This is a genomic window from Paractinoplanes durhamensis (assembly GCF_016862175.1).
Taxonomy (GTDB): domain Bacteria; phylum Actinomycetota; class Actinomycetes; order Mycobacteriales; family Micromonosporaceae; genus Actinoplanes; species Actinoplanes durhamensis.
The window spans coordinates 137713-153099 of record NZ_BOML01000005.1 but is presented as its reverse complement, the minus strand read 5'-3'; the positions used below and the strand labels follow the sequence as shown (position 1 = coordinate 153099).

The 15387-nt window shown below is 70.8% G+C and carries 14 protein-coding genes; 6 read left to right on the top strand and 8 right to left on the bottom strand.

The genetic code is table 11. The annotated features are described in order from the left end of the window. Positions 1–298: 298 nt before the first annotated feature. A complete protein-coding gene (locus tag Adu01nite_RS02620) occupies positions 299–2179 on the bottom strand; it encodes a serine/threonine-protein kinase (RefSeq protein WP_203724574.1) in 1881 nt (626 codons plus the stop codon). Between the two features lie 268 nt (positions 2180–2447). Between Adu01nite_RS02620 and Adu01nite_RS02615 the strand changes: the two genes are divergently transcribed. Then, positions 2448–2846: a hypothetical protein gene (locus Adu01nite_RS02615; RefSeq protein WP_203724573.1), complete on the top strand. Its 399-nt coding sequence runs from the start codon at positions 2448–2450 to the stop codon at positions 2844–2846. Positions 2847–2849: 3 nt separating this feature from the next. Here the strand turns inward: Adu01nite_RS02615 and Adu01nite_RS02610 are convergent, their stop codons facing one another. Then, positions 2850–3050: a hypothetical protein gene (locus tag Adu01nite_RS02610; protein ID WP_239132083.1), complete on the bottom strand. Its 201-nt coding sequence runs from the start codon at positions 3048–3050 to the stop codon at positions 2850–2852. A gap of 63 nt (positions 3051–3113) precedes the next feature. After that, complete coding sequence (locus Adu01nite_RS02605) at positions 3114–4067, bottom strand: ArsR family transcriptional regulator (RefSeq protein WP_203724572.1); 954 nt, start codon at positions 4065–4067, stop codon at positions 3114–3116. 72 nt (positions 4068–4139) lie between these two features. Here Adu01nite_RS02605 and Adu01nite_RS02600 point away from each other — a divergent pair, with 72 nt between their 5' ends. Continuing rightward, on the top strand, positions 4140–4922 hold the full coding sequence (locus tag Adu01nite_RS02600; protein WP_203724571.1) for an isocitrate lyase/PEP mutase family protein: 783 nt from the start codon (positions 4140–4142) through the stop codon (positions 4920–4922). A gap of 199 nt (positions 4923–5121) precedes the next feature. Here the strand turns inward: Adu01nite_RS02600 and Adu01nite_RS02595 are convergent, their stop codons facing one another. Further along, a complete protein-coding gene (locus tag Adu01nite_RS02595) occupies positions 5122–5781 on the bottom strand; it encodes a type 1 periplasmic-binding domain-containing protein (protein ID WP_239132082.1) in 660 nt (219 codons plus the stop codon). A 174-nt stretch (positions 5782–5955) separates the two neighbouring features. Between Adu01nite_RS02595 and Adu01nite_RS02590 the strand changes: the two genes are divergently transcribed. The 4 genes from Adu01nite_RS02590 to Adu01nite_RS02575 all read left to right on the top strand — a co-directional run bounded on the left by Adu01nite_RS02590 (position 5956) and on the right by Adu01nite_RS02575 (position 11663). Next, a complete protein-coding gene (locus Adu01nite_RS02590) occupies positions 5956–7152 on the top strand; it encodes a HupE/UreJ family protein (RefSeq protein WP_203724570.1) in 1197 nt (398 codons plus the stop codon). A gap of 115 nt (positions 7153–7267) precedes the next feature. Next, a complete protein-coding gene (locus tag Adu01nite_RS02585; RefSeq protein WP_203724569.1) occupies positions 7268–9229 on the top strand; it encodes a purple acid phosphatase family protein in 1962 nt (653 codons plus the stop codon). Positions 9230–9287: 58 nt separating this feature from the next. Beyond that, entirely contained in the window at positions 9288–10319 is a 1032-nt protein-coding gene (locus tag Adu01nite_RS02580) for a WxL protein peptidoglycan domain-containing protein (protein ID WP_203724568.1), read from the top strand. 138 nt (positions 10320–10457) lie between these two features. Next, positions 10458–11663, top strand: a complete 1206-nt coding sequence (locus Adu01nite_RS02575) for a helix-turn-helix domain-containing protein (protein WP_203724567.1) — start codon at positions 10458–10460, stop codon at positions 11661–11663. Between the two features lie 103 nt (positions 11664–11766). On the opposite strand, the gene Adu01nite_RS02570 is transcribed toward Adu01nite_RS02575, so the two are convergent. From Adu01nite_RS02570 to Adu01nite_RS02555, 4 genes are read right to left on the bottom strand one after another with little or no spacing between them, the layout of a single operon-like run. Then, complete coding sequence (locus tag Adu01nite_RS02570; protein WP_203724646.1) at positions 11767–12342, bottom strand: GTP-binding protein; 576 nt, start codon at positions 12340–12342, stop codon at positions 11767–11769. Then, the gene (locus Adu01nite_RS02565; RefSeq protein ID WP_203724566.1) at positions 12323–12661 is read right to left on the bottom strand and encodes a DUF742 domain-containing protein; all 339 of its coding nucleotides are present in this window, start codon (positions 12659–12661) and stop codon (positions 12323–12325) included. The genes Adu01nite_RS02570 and Adu01nite_RS02565 overlap by 20 nt, the downstream gene beginning before the upstream one ends. Beyond that, positions 12658–13083 carry a roadblock/LC7 domain-containing protein gene (locus tag Adu01nite_RS02560; RefSeq protein WP_203724565.1) on the bottom strand — a complete coding sequence of 142 codons (426 nt, stop codon included), beginning with the start codon at positions 13081–13083 and terminating at the stop codon, positions 12658–12660. The genes Adu01nite_RS02565 and Adu01nite_RS02560 overlap by 4 nt, the downstream gene beginning before the upstream one ends. After that, positions 13080–15359 carry a sensor histidine kinase gene (locus Adu01nite_RS02555; protein ID WP_239132081.1) on the bottom strand — a complete coding sequence of 760 codons (2280 nt, stop codon included), beginning with the start codon at positions 15357–15359 and terminating at the stop codon, positions 13080–13082. Before Adu01nite_RS02555 ends, Adu01nite_RS02560 begins: the two co-directional genes overlap by 4 nt. Positions 15360–15387 lie beyond the last annotated feature (28 nt).

Below are 15387 nucleotides of genomic sequence, written 5' to 3'. Positions count from 1 at the left end.
CCGGCTGCGGGCCGATGCTGGCAGGATGCCGCCCTGGTCGTGTGCCGGTGACCAGCGTGAGGCGGCGAACGAGCCACCCGCGACGGCGAGCGCCACGGCCGCTGCCGGTGCCCAGGCGCGGCGTGGGCCACCGGACCGCAGCGCGGCCCATGCGCCGCTGACGGCGAACCTGCGGCACTCGGCTGCTGGGTCGATCGCCGCGAGTTCGGCCCGCAGGGCGGCACCCCCACGCGGACCGGTCCGTTGTGGGTGAGGTCTCGCGCGCGCCTCCCCCCGTCCCGTCCGAATCGTCCTCGGATCACGGTTCGCGGCTGACCCGCTGGTAACTCTGCGTGGAGTTGTGCTCGTCCCCGTAGATGGTCAGCTTCGTGTCGCTGCAGGTGTACAGGAGGTTCGACTGCGTGCTGACGTCCCATTCGGCGCTTACCGCCCGGCCGTTGCGGGTCATGCGGTGGACTCTCTTGTCGGAGAAGTCGCTCGACAGGAGACGCCCGCCTTTCGTCTCGTTGTAGGCGCTGCTTTCGCCTCGCAGCGTCTCCACGTACTTGGCGCCCTTGATGGTCGCGTTCAGTGGCGCCATCTTGCTGTAGTTCTCGACGCTGCGGCCGTTTGGCCAGACTCGGAGGACCGCGCCGCCGGTGCTGGTGAAAACGCTGACGGCGACGCCTTCCCATTTTCGGCCGACATTCTGCATCGATGTCATCCGCCAGGTGCCCACGAGGCATTGCTCCAGTAGCGGGTTCACCGACACGGACGGCGACGCGGTCGGCTTGCCCGACGCGGTGTCGGCGATCGCCTGGGTGCGGCCGGACGGCGGCGCGCTGGATCCGGTGTGGCCGGTAGGGCCGTTGTCGGAACCTAGCCAGCCGGCTCGCAGGAGGCCGCCGGCGGTCAGGAGCAAGGCGGCGACGGCGAGACCGGCCAGCCACGCGGTCATGGTTCGGGCGGTCCGGGGCCGGGCCAGGGCCGGCGGGTACGCGGCCAATGGCACGGGCGCGGGTCTGGGGGCCGGCAAGACGGCCGGTCCGGCCGCGACCGTCTCGGTGTCGGCTTGCCTTGAGGCGACCGGCTCGGTGGAAACATCCACCGCGGCAACGGTCGGTGCGGCAACCGTCTCGGCGGCGTCATCGTGGTGTTCGGTCGTGTCGCCCGGATCAGCCCCTTGGGTGCCGATCCGATCAGCGGGGTGAGCTTTCCGTGGTGCCGGCACAGCCGCGGCCCGCTCCTGATGAGCGGTGGGCGCCGCCAGCGTCGGGGACGGCGCCACGACGGTTCCGGCCGGTCCGCCATCCGGCTGATCCGCCCGCCACCCGGCCGGCCACCATCGGGGCCGCCGCGCCGGGGCGGCCGCCACGTTCGGACTTCCCGGCTGGGCCACCTTGGCGAGCAGGTCGCGGGCCGCTTCGAGCCGGAGACGACCGACCGGATCCTTGATCAGCAGCCCTTTGATGACCGGCCATAGCTGCCCGGCGTGCGCCGGTGTCGTGGGTTGGCTGTGGAGGATCGCGGCGAGCGTCGCCTGGGTGTCTTCCCGCTGGAACGGCGATTTCCCGGTGACCGCCAGGTACAGCGTGACCCCGAGTGCCCAGAGGTCGGCCGCGGCCGTCGCGGGCTGCCCGTTGATCCGCTCGGGCGCCAGGAAGGCCGGTGAGCCCACCACCTGCCCGGTCGCGGTGAGCGCGGTCGCGTCCTCGATGGCGGCGATGCCGAAGTCGGTCAGGACCACCCGGTCGTTGTCCAGCAGGATATTGGCGGGTTTCACGTCGCGGTGGGCGATGCCCTCCTGGTGCGCGGCCCGTAGCGCGTCCAGGACCTGCAGCCCGACCTCCGCGGTTCGCTGCTCGGTCAGCAGGCCGGCTTCGTGGATCGCGTCGGCCAGTGACCGTCCGTCGATCAGTTCCATCACGATCCACGGTCGGCCCTGGTCGGTGACCACGTCGTGCACGGTGATGATGCCGGGGTGTCGCAGCCGGGCGGCCGCTTTCGCCTCGCGCAGCGCCCGCCGGACCTGCGGGTCGGCCGGGTCGACCGGATGGTCGCCGACGCTGGGCAGCCAGATCTCCTTGAGTGCCACGTCGCGGTCGAGCAGCGTGTCGTGCGCACGCCAGACCGCTCCCATGCCACCTCGGCCGAGGGGCCCGGTCAGTCGATAGCGGCCGATGACCGTGCGTTCCGCCATCTCTGAAATCTATCGTTTCGATGCGAGCCTGTCGTGGGAGGCCGAGAGGGGTTCCGGCGTACGCGGCCAAGCCCGGCAACGATGTCATGCGGGCCCGCCCGCCCGTCGACCTCGGCTTCGACCGGGGCAAGAAACCGCATCAGCAGCACCACTCGACCTAACCAGCCGTCGATATAGCGCCTGACCTGCGATGGCAACCGGATGGCAACCGGCTGCGGACCGTTCCTGGCAGGTTCCTCGATTGAATCCGATTTGAGGGAGGCCACAAATGAGGAACGCATTCAAGCGGCTGGCGACCATCGCTGCCACGACGGTCGCGCTGGGCGTGGCCGCGACCGGCTGGGCGTACGCATCGCCGGCGCACCACGGCTACGGCCCGGTCTACATCTACGAGTCGTGCAACGTCGTCCTCTCGTGCGATGCCGGATCGGCCAACATCAATTACATCAGCGGCAACCACTTCAACCTGGCGGTGCAGGACGCCCGGGCCGACGGCCGCAGTGCCTGCATCAACATCTACCCGAACGGCAGCAACACGGCGATCGCCTACTGCGACACCAACGGCTCGGAGAACACCGCCACCCACTACGACATCTACTACAACTGGGACGCGGCGTCGTTCTGCGTCTCCAACCTCGAATGCAAGCGGATGGTCTGGGAGCGCTGACGGTCAGGGGCGCTCCCGCCAGGGAGCGCCCTCCGCCTCGCGGCGAACCTCGGCCGCGATCGCGGCGATCCGCTTCGCCGTGGCCGCGGTGATCCGGGCGCCGCCCGCGATGAGCAGCCGGTCAAGCTCCTTGTCGGTCGCGACCAGGACGTCGCGCGGCAGGCCGTGCACGCTGACCACGGCGGAACCGACGAAGATCAGCACCGGGGCCGGCCGGGCAGCTCCTTTTCGAGATCACCGTTCTCGATGCGACCGGCCGGCCGGCGGTCAGGACGAGGCGGCCAGCAGGGCTTCGGCGACCTCGGTCCGGGTGTTCAGCAGGGATCGGCCCTGGCGATGGGTCACCACCAGGCCAGCCGCGCGCAACGTGGTCAGGTGCTGGGAGACGCCGCCGGGCGTCAGGCCGGTGCGGCGGGACAGTTCCGTCGTGGACAGTGGGGCGACCAGTTCCTGCAGCAGGGCGGCCCGGCCCCGGCCCAGCAGCGCCACCAGCGGTTCCGCCGAGCGGGACGAGCGCTCCCACAGGGTGGCCACGCCGCGGGCCGGATAGGCCAGCTGCGGGATCGGGCCGGCGGTGACGGTCAGCACCGACGGCCAGACGAAGACCGACGGGATCAGGACCAGGCCGGTGCCGTGCGGGACGTCGGGCGCCGCGCAGTGCGGCTGGTCGATCGCCAGGAGGCCGGCCTGCCAGCTCACCTGCGGGTGCAGGTCGTTCAGCAGGGCGGCGCTGCCGCCCTCGGCCAGGCGGCGGGCCCGGCGCTGCACCTCGGCGTCCAGCAGGGCGCACATCCGCGGCCAGTCCGGCGCGATCGCCGCCGCCCAGTACGACGAGATCTCGTCGGCCAGACGGGCCAGGCCGCGCGCGGGGTCGGCGTGCAGCTCGCGCACCGGCGGCGGCAGGTCCGGGCCGATCAGGTCCAGATGTTCGCGGATCAGGGCGGCCGGTGTGGCCCGCAGGCCGGCCAGCTCCCGCGCCAGGTCGGCGGAGAGGCCGGCCGGCGGCGGGGTGACGAAGTCGGGCGTGTAGCCGCCGCTGGGCGCGATCAGATTCCAGAGCAGCGTCTCGGGGGAGAGGGCGGCCCGGGCCGCCCAGGCGCGGTGCACGGCCGGCACCCGGGGGTCGCGCAGGATGCGGACGCTCGCCAGCACCTCCCACAGGCAGGACACCGCGAAGCGGATGTTGGTGGCCGCGGTCGCCGACAGTCCGATGATGGCCAAATCCGCACCCCCGTAGATTTAGCTGGCGCTGAAACCTTATGCCGCGGCTCGCCCGTCGCGAAGACTGTGCGAGTGACCGAACAAGCAGCTCTTCTCCGTTCCCTGCACGTCCCGGGCTCGCCGCTGGTGCTCGCCAACGCGTGGGACGTGGCCAGCGCCCGCGTCGCCGAGGAGGCCGGCTCGCCGGTGGTCGCCACCACCAGCGCCGGCGTGGCCTGGAGCCTGGGCGCACCGGACGGCGACACCCTCGACCGCGAGCTGGCCGTCGACGCGGTGCGCCGGGTGGTCGCCGCCGTCAAGGTGCCGGTGACCGCGGACATCGAATCGGGCTTCGGCGCCGACCCGGCCGGAGTGGCCGAGACGATCCGCGGCATCGTCGCGGCCGGGGCGGCCGGCATCAACCTCGAAGATGAAGTGCGGCCGATCCCGGAGTACGTGGCCCGGCTGACCGCGGCCCGCGCGGTGGCCCCGCCCGAGGTGCTCTTCATCAACGCCCGGATCGACACCTACCTGCGCGGGGGTGGCGACTTCGAGGAGGCGGTGGCGCGGGCCGAGGCCTACGTGGCGGCCGGGGCGGACGGCATCTTCGTGCCGGGCCTGATCGATCCGGCGGCGATCGGCGCGCTGGTCGCGCGGGTCAACGCGCCGGTGAACATCCTGGTCTGGCCGGGCGCGCCATCGGTGGCCGAGCTCGCCAAGGTGGGCGTCGCGCGGGTCAGCCTGGGATCGGGGGTGGCGGAAGCCGCGTACGCGGTGATGCGTAAGGCCGTGCGGGAGGCGCTGAGCGAGGGAACGTACACCTCGATCGGCGAAGCCATTCCCTACGGCGACCTGAACGGTCTGCTCTCCGCATGACGATGGACCCGTGCGACGCGGCCACCCACTGCCGCGCCGCACGGGCGTCTGTTATCGACAACCGTCGTTGCGACTCATCCTTGGAGTCCGCCCGGCGAAAGTCAACGGCGAGTTTCCGACGACTTGCCGAAAGTTACGACAGCGTGTCCTGCTGCGGGCGTTCGCCCATGCTTGCCGGTGCGGAAAACTGCGGCTGAAACTATCGAAGCCAGACCACGATGCCGGTCAGGTTGTGGAGCACGGCCGCGACACCCGCCCGGATGGCCGCGGCGCAGCGCTCGGCGGTGAACGACGCCGGGTCGTACGTCGAGGACGCCCCCAGACCCTCGCCCCGGAACGATGCGCCGGACCAGTCGACCGAGGTGACGTTGGCGGTCGGCTCGGCGACCTCGGCCCCCACCACCAGGAACTGCTGCCCGAGGTGGTTGGCGGTGACGATCGCGAGCGCGTCGATCAGGTCGTTGCCGGCGCCGACGATCAGGTCCGGCTTCATGTCCATCGCCGTGGTGATGCTCGGGATCGGATCGGCGCCCGCGGTGACGGTGCGCAGGTCCACCTCCTCGGCCTTGGCCCAGTCGCGGACTCCCTTGACCAATGCCGTGGTCGGTGCGTCGTCACCCGCGGTGAGCAACACGACTCGGTAGTGCTGCGGAGGGTGAACGCCCGCCCAGGAGCCGGAACTCGGCGTGATCGTGCCCTCCGGCATCGGCGTGGCCGACGGATCGACGAAGCCGGCGCCGAGCACCCCGACCGGAGTCGGTGACGGATGCGGCTGCGCCCAGTCGTCACCGTTGCCGGCGCATCCGACGGTGAGCATCGCCGCGGTGAGCACCGCCGCGGTTCGGATCAGGGTGCGCAAGGTGGCCGTCTTTCGGTCGGTGCGGTCGCTGCGGGCTCCTTCTTATCCCAGTTCCGGCCCGGTTCGAGGCCCAGCGACTTGATCTTGGCTGGTTGTTCGCGGCGGTTCGCCGCCCGGCCGGATGTTGTTCACCCGGGACAGGGAGCGTGCACTCGCCCATCCTGAAGGAGTCGTATGTCCCGCCCCCTGCGCGCGGCCGTTCTGGCGGTCGTCGCCACGGCGATCGCCCTGGTGAGCGCCGGTCCGGCGGTCGCGCACGGTTTCTCGTCAACCGTTTACGTCCACGTCACCAAGGGTGAGCCGGGGCATGTGCGGACCGCGTTGGAGCTCGAATACGACCTGTTCGTCGTCTCCGCCGCGGACGCTGGCCGTGACGACGCGCTCTTCACCGACGGCACCACCGCCTTCGACGGCGGTGACCCGGGCGAACAGGCGACGGCTTTGGAGGAGCATGTCGACTCTGCCATGGCGTACATCAATAACGGCTTTTCGATTAGTTCGTCAGGGACGGCGTGCACCCCGGCCAAGGTTGGTGCCGTCACCGTGGGTCAGCGGGAAGGCGTGCCCTACGCAGGCCTGACGCTCGACTGGGTCTGCCCTCAGCGAGGCAACTCGCATGAGGTGCGCAGCGTCCTCTTCCCGGACAGCGAGGGCTACGTCAAGAGCACAAAAACCATTATTACGTACGATCTGGACGGTCGTTCCGGGAGTGCCGCGCTGGACGGCAACCAGCCGTCGTTCTCCACCGCCCAGGCCTGGTACCAGCGGTTCTGGGAGTTCTTCCGGCTCGGCGCCGAGCACCTGCTCACCGGCATCGACCACATCCTGTTCCTGCTGGCACTGATCGCCGGCTCCCGGCGGCTGCGCGAGATCGTGCTCGCCGCCACCAGCTTCACCCTGGCCCACTCGGTGACGTTCATGCTGGCCGCGCTCGGTGTGGTCGACGTGCCGGGCGCGGTCGTCGAGCCGATCATCGCGCTCTCCGTCGCGGTGGTGGCCGGCTGGTACCTGTTCCGGATCTGGCGGCGCGGTGACCACGCCACCGATCTCGCGACCAGCGGCGACGGACACTTCGCGCTGGATCGGGCCGGGTGGCTCCGGCTGGCGGTGGTGTTCTGTTTCGGACTCGTGCACGGTCTCGGCTTCGCCGGCGCGCTCGGTATCGACGAGGCGTGGTCGTGGACCCTGCTCTGGTCGCTGCTCGTGTTCAACGTGGGCATCGAGGCCGTCCAACTCGGCCTGATCGCGATCATCTTCCCGCTGCTGATGCTGCTGCGCCGGCGCTCGCCGCGGGCCGGGCTCTGGGCCACCGGTCTGGTTTCCGGGGGAGTGTCTCTTATGGGGCTGATCTGGTTCGTCGAGCGCGTCTGACCTTGCGTCAAGATCCATCGCTGCGAGCGCCGTCATTCATATCCGGTTCATCGGGGACGACGAACTTGATCACGCTTTTCGAAAGTCTCATCAGGGAAAAGGGGAAACAACACCGATGAGAACGAGCAACTCGGCATCGGCGCGCCGCCGTGTGGTCGCCGCGGCTTTTCTTGGCCTGGCCGTCGCTCTCGGCAGTGGCCTGACCGCCCCCGCGCTCGCCGCTGACCCGGCCACGCTCTCCGGCGTCATCCTCGGCGTCGGCTCCAACGAGACCCAGCGCATCGTGACCTGGTACTCGTCGGCCGACACCGCGCAGCAGGTGCAGCTCGCCCCGACCGGCGCGCTGGTCAACGGCGAGTTCCCGGCCTCGGCCGTGACCTTCGCGGCTTCCGGTGCGGCCAACATCGCCACCAGCGGTGGGTACAACCGGCACGCCACGATCACCGGGCTCAAGGAGAACACCGCCTACTCGTACCGGGTGGGCTCCACCGACGGCTGGACCTCGGCGTACGCCTTCACGACGCAGTCCTTCGAGGGCGACTACGACTTCCTGTTCTACGGCGACCCGCAGATCGGCTCCTCCGGCAACCTCGCCAAGGACCAGGCCGGCTGGGTCGACACGGTGAACGTCTCGCTCGCCGCCAACCCGAACGCCGAGATCCTGGTGTCCGGTGGCGACCAGGTCGAGACGGCCAACACCGAGGCGCAGTGGGACTCGTTCCTGGCTCCGACGCAGCTGAAGTCCTACCCGTGGGCGGCCACCATCGGTAACCACGATGTCGGCGGCAAGGCCTACGAGCAGCACCTCTACACGCCGAACACCGACCGGTCGGGCGCTTACTACTCCTCCGGGACCGCGACTGGTGCTCAGTCCGGTGGCGACTACTGGTACATCTACAAGGACGTGCTGTTCATCGACCTGAACAGCAACAGCTACGCCACCTCGCAGGGTGGCGGCGGCGACGCGGCCCACCTGTCCTACGTCACCGACGTGATCAACCAGCACGGCGGCGAGGCCAAGTGGAAGGTGCTCGTCTACCACCACGCGATCTACTCGCCGGCCGACCACGCCAAGGACGCCGACAACAAGGTCCGCCGCGTGGACTTCTCCAGCAAGTTCTCCGACCTGGGTGTGGACCTGGTCCTGCAGGGCCACGACCACAGCTACTCCCGTAGCTACCTGATCAAGAACGGCGCCAAGGCGAACGCCGACGAGCAGCCCGGTGCGGCCGACGTCTACCCGGGCCCGGGCGGCGTGCTGTACGTGACCGCGAACTCGTCCTCCGGTTCCAAGTACTACGACATCACCAGCCCCGACACCACCGGCACCAGCGGTGCCGGCAACGGTGCCGACCCGCTGGACGCCGGCAAGTACTGGTACAACTCGGTGCAGAACCAGGAGCACGTCCGGTCGTACGTCAAGGTGGCCGTGCGCAGCGACAAGCTGGTCGTCGAGAACCTGCGCTCCGGCACCTGCGCGGCGCCGAACGCGGCGGTCGAGCTCGGCAAGGTCAGCTGGTGCAACAACACCGACGCCGCCCAGCCGGTCGGCTCGGTCGTCGACAAGGTGACGGTTCACCCGTTCCACGGCGACGGTCAGGACATCCAGGTCAACGTGCCGAACGCCGCCCCCGGCGAGTTCGGCTGGACGATCGACGGTTACAACGGCCTGGTCGACCTGGGCACCGCCATCGACCACAACGGCGACTACTTCGAGGCCACCGGGTCGATCAACCCGATCGTGGTGTCGGACAGCCGCCGGTCCCTCGCGCCCTGGTCGATCTCGGCCGGCGTGGGTGACTTCAAGGACGCCGGCAAGACCTTCTCCGGTGCCTACCTGGGCTGGACCCCGAAGGTCGTCACGGCCGGCGCCGGTGCCAAGGCCAGCGCCGCGGTCGGCTCCGCCTACGACGACGGCGGCCAGGGCCTCTCCGTCTCGCGCGGCCTCGGCTGGGCGGACCAGGGCCACGCCCGCGGTACCGCCAAGCTCGGCGCCGACCTGGACCTCAAGATCCCGGGCACCGTCGACAAGGGCAGCTACCGCACCACCCTCACCATCACCGCACTGAGCAGCTGAGTTTCATCCCGATGGGGCGGGCGCCACGGCGCCCGCCCCATCACCCTTCGGAGGAATCATGAGAAAGACCGTCGCCGCCCTGCTTGCGGCCCTCGCATCCGGCCTGTTCGCCGCGCCCGCCCACGCCGCGGGCGGCGACGTCACCTGGACCGTCCGGACCGCCTCGAACAGCTACGGCGACGACCGGTCCAGCTACAGCTACGCCATCAACCCCGGCAGCACGATCAAGGACGCCATGGTCGTCGCCAACCGTGGCAAGGACCCGCTGAACCTGGCCGTCTACACCGCCGACGGCTTCACCACCGAGGCCGGCCAGCTCGACCTGCGCACCCGGGACACCAAGGCGCTCGCCATCGGCGCCTGGGCCAAGCCGACCGGCGCGACCATTGCGGTCGCGCCCGGCAGGACCGTCCAGGTGCCGTTCGCGGTGACCGTGCCGGCCAACGCCACCCCCGGCGACTACGTGGGCGGCATCCTCACCTCGCTGACCCAGGCGAGCAGCACCGAGACCATCAACGTCGAGCGCCGCCTCGGCATCCGGATCAAGCTGCGGGTCGGCGGCGACCTGGCCCCGGCCCTGTCGGTCGAGGGCCTGGCGGTCGACTGGAACGGCTCGGCCAACCCGATCGCCGACGGCGACGCCACCGTCAGCTACACCATCCACAACACCGGCAACGCCAGCCTCTCCGCCGACCAGGCGGTCCGGATCGAGGGCGCGTTCGGGATGTTCCACGCCGACGCCGCGAAGATCGCCGCCCCGCCGGAGCTGCTGCCCGGCGAGAGCTGGAAGGTCAGCGTCCCGGTGCACGGGGTCGCCGCCGCCGTCGACCTGACCGCGACCGTCACGCTCACCCCGAAGATCACCGACGCCTCCGGCACCACCACGTCGCTGCCCGCGGTCACCGAGAGCACCCATTTCCGGGCCGTCTCCTGGACGCTGATCCTGCTGATCGTCCTGGCGATCGCCCTGATCGTGGTGGCCGTGCTGCTCCGCCGCCGGAACCGGGCGCGCCGCCGGGCCCGCGAGGACGACCGGGTCGCCAAGGCCGTCGCCGACGCCCTGCGCGAGAAGGCCGACACCACGGCGTAGCCCGCTCTGAATCCAGTCATCCGCGCCGATCCTGCCGCGCCTCGCCGCCGTCCCTGTCGCCGGCAGGCGAACCTTCCGCCGCAGCCGGTGGTACAGGGATGAACCACCCGCCGGAGCAGCAGCGCTACCGTCGGCCATATGACCCCACGCCGGAACGCCGACCCCGAGGTCGGCGAGCGGATCCGCGCCCGTCGCCTGCTTCGCGGGTGGAGCATCCGGTACGCCGCCAGCAGAGCCGGGGTGTCCCACGCCACCTGGAGCCGGATCGAACGGGGGCGGCAGGCGGCCGACAACCGCTTCATGCTGGCGGACATCGCGGGCGCGCTGGAGTGCGCCCCCGCCGATCTGGCCGGCACCGGCGTGCCGGCCGCCGACCGGGCCACCGCGGCGGCCAGGGCGGGCGTGCTGGGCCTGCGCCGGGCCTTGATCGACATCGACCTGACCGAGCCGCCCTCCGAGGACGCGCCGCCGGTGACCGACCTGGCCCGCGGCGTCGCCCTGGCCGACACCCTGTACCGGGCATGCGACTACGCCGGCGCGGCCCGCCTCCTGCCCGGCTTGCTGCGCGACCTGCACACCGAGACGGCCGGCCCCGACCATCCCGAGGCCCTGCGCCTGCTGTGCGATGCCACCCACATCGCCTCGACGGTGCTGCGCAGCCTCGGTCACCCCGCCGACGCCTGGCTGGCCGCGGAACGATGCCGGGACGCCGCGGAGGCGGCCGGCGACCCGGTGCTGCGCGGTTTCGCGGCGTACGGCCTGGCCCGGGCCGCGGTGGCGTGCGGTTCCTACCAGCGGGGCCAGACGTTGGCCGAACGCGCGGTCGACGACCTCGCCAAGCATCGAAGCCGCCCCGGCGGCCCGGAGATCCTGGGCTCGCTGCATTTGGTGGCGGCGTTGGCGAGCCACTGCCGCCGCCGCCTGGACGACAGCCGGGAGTGGTTGACCGAGGCAACGGCCCTGGCCCGCCAAACCGGCGAGTCGGACGAGATGGGCATGTTCTTCGGGCCCACCAACGTGGACATCTGGCGCATGAGCATCGAGGCCGACAACGGCGACCCGGCCCAGGTGGTGGAGATAGCCCGCCGCACAGACCCCACCGCGATCCCGGCCGGCGTACGCCAGGTGTTCTACTACGCCGACACGGCCAGGGCCCTGACCCGACTGGGCGGCCAGGACCGAGAGGCGATCCGCTTCTTGCTGACCGCAGAACGAATAGCCCCCCAGCACGTACGCACGTCCCCCGACCTGACCGAGACCGTCCATACCTTGCTGGACCGCTCCCGCCGCCAGTCCGGCGGCACCGAGCTACGAGCGCTGTGCGAACGAATGCAAACCACGTGACCTGACAACAGCGCGCTGGGTCGCCTGACGCTGCCGGCGATGACCGGGCACGGGTGCCTATCCACGTGAACTTCCCGCGACCGGCGGATCGACCGGGCCGCGGTCACACAGGCGCCGTCTGCCGCCGCGCCAGCACCTGCTCGGTGAGGGCGACCAGCACGGTCTTGACCGACTCGCGGTCGCGCGCGTCGAACTCGACCAGCGGCAGCCCGCCCGGTACGCCGAGCGCGTCCCGCACCTCCCCGGGCTCGAACCGCCTCGCCCCGTCGAATGCGTTGACCCCGACGATGAACGGGATCTCGTGCTCCTCGAAGTAGTCGATCGCCGGGAAACTGTCCTCGATCCGGCGGGTGTCGACCAGCACGACCGCGCCCAGCGCACCGTCGACCAGGTCGTCCCAGAGAAACGCGAACCGGTCCTGCCCCGGGGTACCGAACAGGTAGAGCAGCAGGGCGTCGTCGAGCGTGATCCGGCCGAAGTCGAGCGCGACCGTCGTGGTCGTCTTGCCGGAGACCGCCGACGTGTCGTCGACGCCGATCGACCGCTCGGTCATTTCGGCCTCGGTGACCAGCGGCTCGATCTCGGAAATGGAACCCACGAACGTCGTTTTGCCGACGCCGAAGCCGCCGCTGATCACGATCTTGACGGCGATCGGCGGGCTAGAGCGCTCGTACACGATCCCGGATCCTTTCGATCAGGTCGGTCGGCAGGTCGCCCGTCCGACGGTCGAGGAGCACATAACCCTCGGTTATCAGGTCACCGACGATGACCCGGACGACGCCGAGCGGCGCGGACAGCGCGACCGCCAGATCGGCGATCGACTTCGGCGCTTGGCACAGCTCGACGATGCGGCGCGCCTCGAACCGCAGGGGCGCCGACAACGCGGCCGGGGTCGCCCGCAGCTGGGTCTCGATCCGCAGCCCGTCGTGCATCGGCTGGGTCCGGCCGTTGGTGATCATGAACGGCCGGACGACCGGCTCCTCGCCGCCGTACCTCATTGCGGCAGGTACTGGCGGGACTCGACGATCAGTGCCGGGGTGAGCAGCTCGCCGAACCGCTCGGCCAGCATCGAGATCTCGTAGCCGACCAGGCCGACGTCGCTGTCCCCGTCGGCGACCACACCCAGGCAGCTGCCGCCCGGGATCACCGAGATGATCAGGAAGCCGCGCCGCATCTCGATCATCACGAGTTTGAGGCCGTCGAAGTCGTACCGCCGCGACGCGCTGCGGGCCAGGCTGGCCATGCTCGACACAATCGCGCCCAGTTGGTCGGCCTCTACCCGGCCCAGCCCGTCCGAGAACGCGATGAGCAGCCCGTCCGAGGACACCGCCACCGCGTCGCGTACGCCGTCGGTGTGGTGCACGAAGTTGCCGAGCAGCCAGTTGAACTGATGCCGGTCGGCCGGCGCTGCCACGCTCATGAAATTCCTCCGATGTTCTCCGTATGGGCGGCACCGCGCTGGATGCCGTCCCGCAACGCGGTCAGCCGGACGCCGACAGCGACAGGTGAGTCGGGCACCGGCTCGGAGCGGCGCACAACCTGGGCCGTCGCCGTGGCCGGGCGCGGGCGGCCCAGTCGCGGTTGGCGTTTGCGCAGGCCGTTGGGCGTACGCGTGGGCTCCTCGGCGGCAACGGGCGGCAACTCCGCCACCGCGACTGCCGGTTGCACCCATCGCGGCTCCGCGCGGTGCTCGCCGCGCGGCTTACCGAACTCGGCCTCCAGATGGACGCCGGAGGACAGCGACGGCTCGTCGACCACCACGTAATCGACCTCCTCCGACTTCGGGCGCTGACGCGGTGCGGTGAATCGCAGCCTGTTCGAGGCCTCCTCGACTGGCGGCGCCTCGACCAGTGGCGCCTCGACCAACGGCGCCTCGACCGGTCGGACCTCCCCGACCAGCGATTCCGGCAGGCGGATGCGGGCGGTCACGCCGACCACCGGCGACGGTGTGAGCTGGACGATCGCGCCCATCTCAGCGGCCAGCCGGCCGACCACGTGGTGGCCGAGGAACCGGGCCGGCGCGGTCAGGAAGTCACCCGCGCCGCTCAGCCGTGCGTTGGCCTTGGCCATCTCCTCCTCGCTGAGGCCGATGCCCTGGTCCGAGATCGCGATCAGGTAGCCGTCCTCGAGTCGCCGCCCTTGGATCTCGACGTCGAGATCAGGCGGCGAGAAGGTCAGCCCGTTCTCGATCAGCTCCGCCAGCATGTGCGCCAGGTCGCTGGCGATCGAGCCCTGGACCAGCGCCTCGTCCATCCGGCGCAGGTTCACCCGGCGGTACTCCTCGACCTCGGACACCGCAGCCCGGATGACGTCGGTGAGCGGCAGCCGGCGGGACCATTGCCGCGGGCTGGACGCGCCGACCAGGACCAGCAGGCTCTCCGCGTTGCGCCGCATGCGGGTGGCCAGGTGGTCGAGTTCGAACAGGTTGGCCAGCCCGGCCGGGTTCGGCTCCTCCTGTTCGAGCCGGGTGATGAAGCTCAGCTGGCGGCGCAGCAGGTTCTGGTTGCGACGACCCAGGTTGGCCAACGACTCGGCGCTGGTCCGGCGCAGCCGCGCCTGCTCGGTGGCCAGGTTGTACGCGGTTTCCTGCACCCGGGCGAACGCGGCCGCGACCTGCCGCACCTCGACGCTCGCGTCCGGTCCGGTCCGCACCGGCTCCGGCGGGCTGGAGGTGTCGCCCGCGACCGCCCGGCCGACCGCGTCGGGCAGGCTCTCCCGGGCCAGCCGATCGGCCTCGCCGGCCAGCCCGGCCAGCTGCCCGGCGAGCGATCGGATGCCGGAGAAGGCCAGCCAGATCGTGCCGACCAGGCAGAGCAGCACGATCGTGGCGAGCACGGCGAGGCGTACAGCGGCCTGGTCGCGCAGCGACCTCGCGTCGTGCTGAGTGCCGGCGCCGATGTTCTTGGCCAGCGTCTCCATGTCGCCGAGCACCGTGGTGGCGTCGGCGTACCAGGGCCGTGCGGCCGACGGTTGCTCCGGCCCTGCGCCGCTCTTCAGTACGGCCTGCTCGCGGGCCCGAACGTTCCTCGCGGCCGGCGTGGCGTCCAGGCGTTTCTTGGCCGCGGCGACGTCCGGGGCGGCGAACTCGTTGAACTCTGCGAGCTCGAGGTCGCGGGCCGCGACGATGTTGGTGAACTCCAGATATTCGGCCGGCACCAGACGCCCGGCGGTGAACGCGGCGTTGAGCAAGACCTGCTCCTGGGCCGTCGACTCGATCACCTCGTTGAGGTATTCGAGCGACTCGAGACCGTGGCGCAGGCCCTCGTCGTCGACCAGTTCGAGGTGCCGATAGATCCCGCTGAGGCGCTCGATCAGCCCGGTGTAGAGGTCGAACGTCGCCTCGACATCGGCCGTACCGGCGTCGGAGGTGGCCCGCTGCTGGGCGAGATCGTCGAGCGCGGCGATGGTGGACGCGGCCTCGCGGTCCAGCGCGCTGTCACCCAGCCCGGATTCCACCCAGGCCCGGGTGGTGTCGACGCCCCGCCGGGCGGCCGCGATCTCGGGGCGGAACTCGGTGTTCCCGTTGAGCACGGCCACCGTGACGGCCCGCTCCTCCTGCAGCTTCTGCGCCAACCCCTGGACCGCGATGATCAGGCCGGCCCGGCTCTGGCTGGCGGCGGCCACCTCGTACCGCGAGATCTCGCCGCCCGCGACCACGACCAGCAGCACGATCATGGCCGCGAGGGGCGGCGCCACGGTCCGTACGATACGGCCTCGGATCGTC

Bases quoted from the DNA above. Each gene is read 5' to 3' on its own strand.
- Adu01nite_RS02620 (WP_203724574.1), bottom strand. From the start codon at position 2,179: ATGGCGGAACGCACGGTCATCGGCCGCTATCGACTGACCGGGCCCCTC.
- Adu01nite_RS02615 (WP_203724573.1), top strand. From the start codon at position 2,448: ATGAGGAACGCATTCAAGCGGCTGGCGACCATCGCTGCCACGACGGTC.
- Adu01nite_RS02590 (WP_203724570.1), top strand. From the start codon at position 5,956: ATGTCCCGCCCCCTGCGCGCGGCCGTTCTGGCGGTCGTCGCCACGGCG.
- Adu01nite_RS02585 (WP_203724569.1), top strand. From the start codon at position 7,268: ATGAGAACGAGCAACTCGGCATCGGCGCGCCGCCGTGTGGTCGCCGCG.
- Adu01nite_RS02580 (WP_203724568.1), top strand. From the start codon at position 9,288: ATGAGAAAGACCGTCGCCGCCCTGCTTGCGGCCCTCGCATCCGGCCTG.
- Adu01nite_RS02575 (WP_203724567.1), top strand. From the start codon at position 10,458: ATGACCCCACGCCGGAACGCCGACCCCGAGGTCGGCGAGCGGATCCGC.
- Adu01nite_RS02565 (WP_203724566.1), bottom strand. From the start codon at position 12,661: ATGAGGTACGGCGGCGAGGAGCCGGTCGTCCGGCCGTTCATGATCACC.
- Adu01nite_RS02560 (WP_203724565.1), bottom strand. From the start codon at position 13,083: ATGAGCGTGGCAGCGCCGGCCGACCGGCATCAGTTCAACTGGCTGCTC.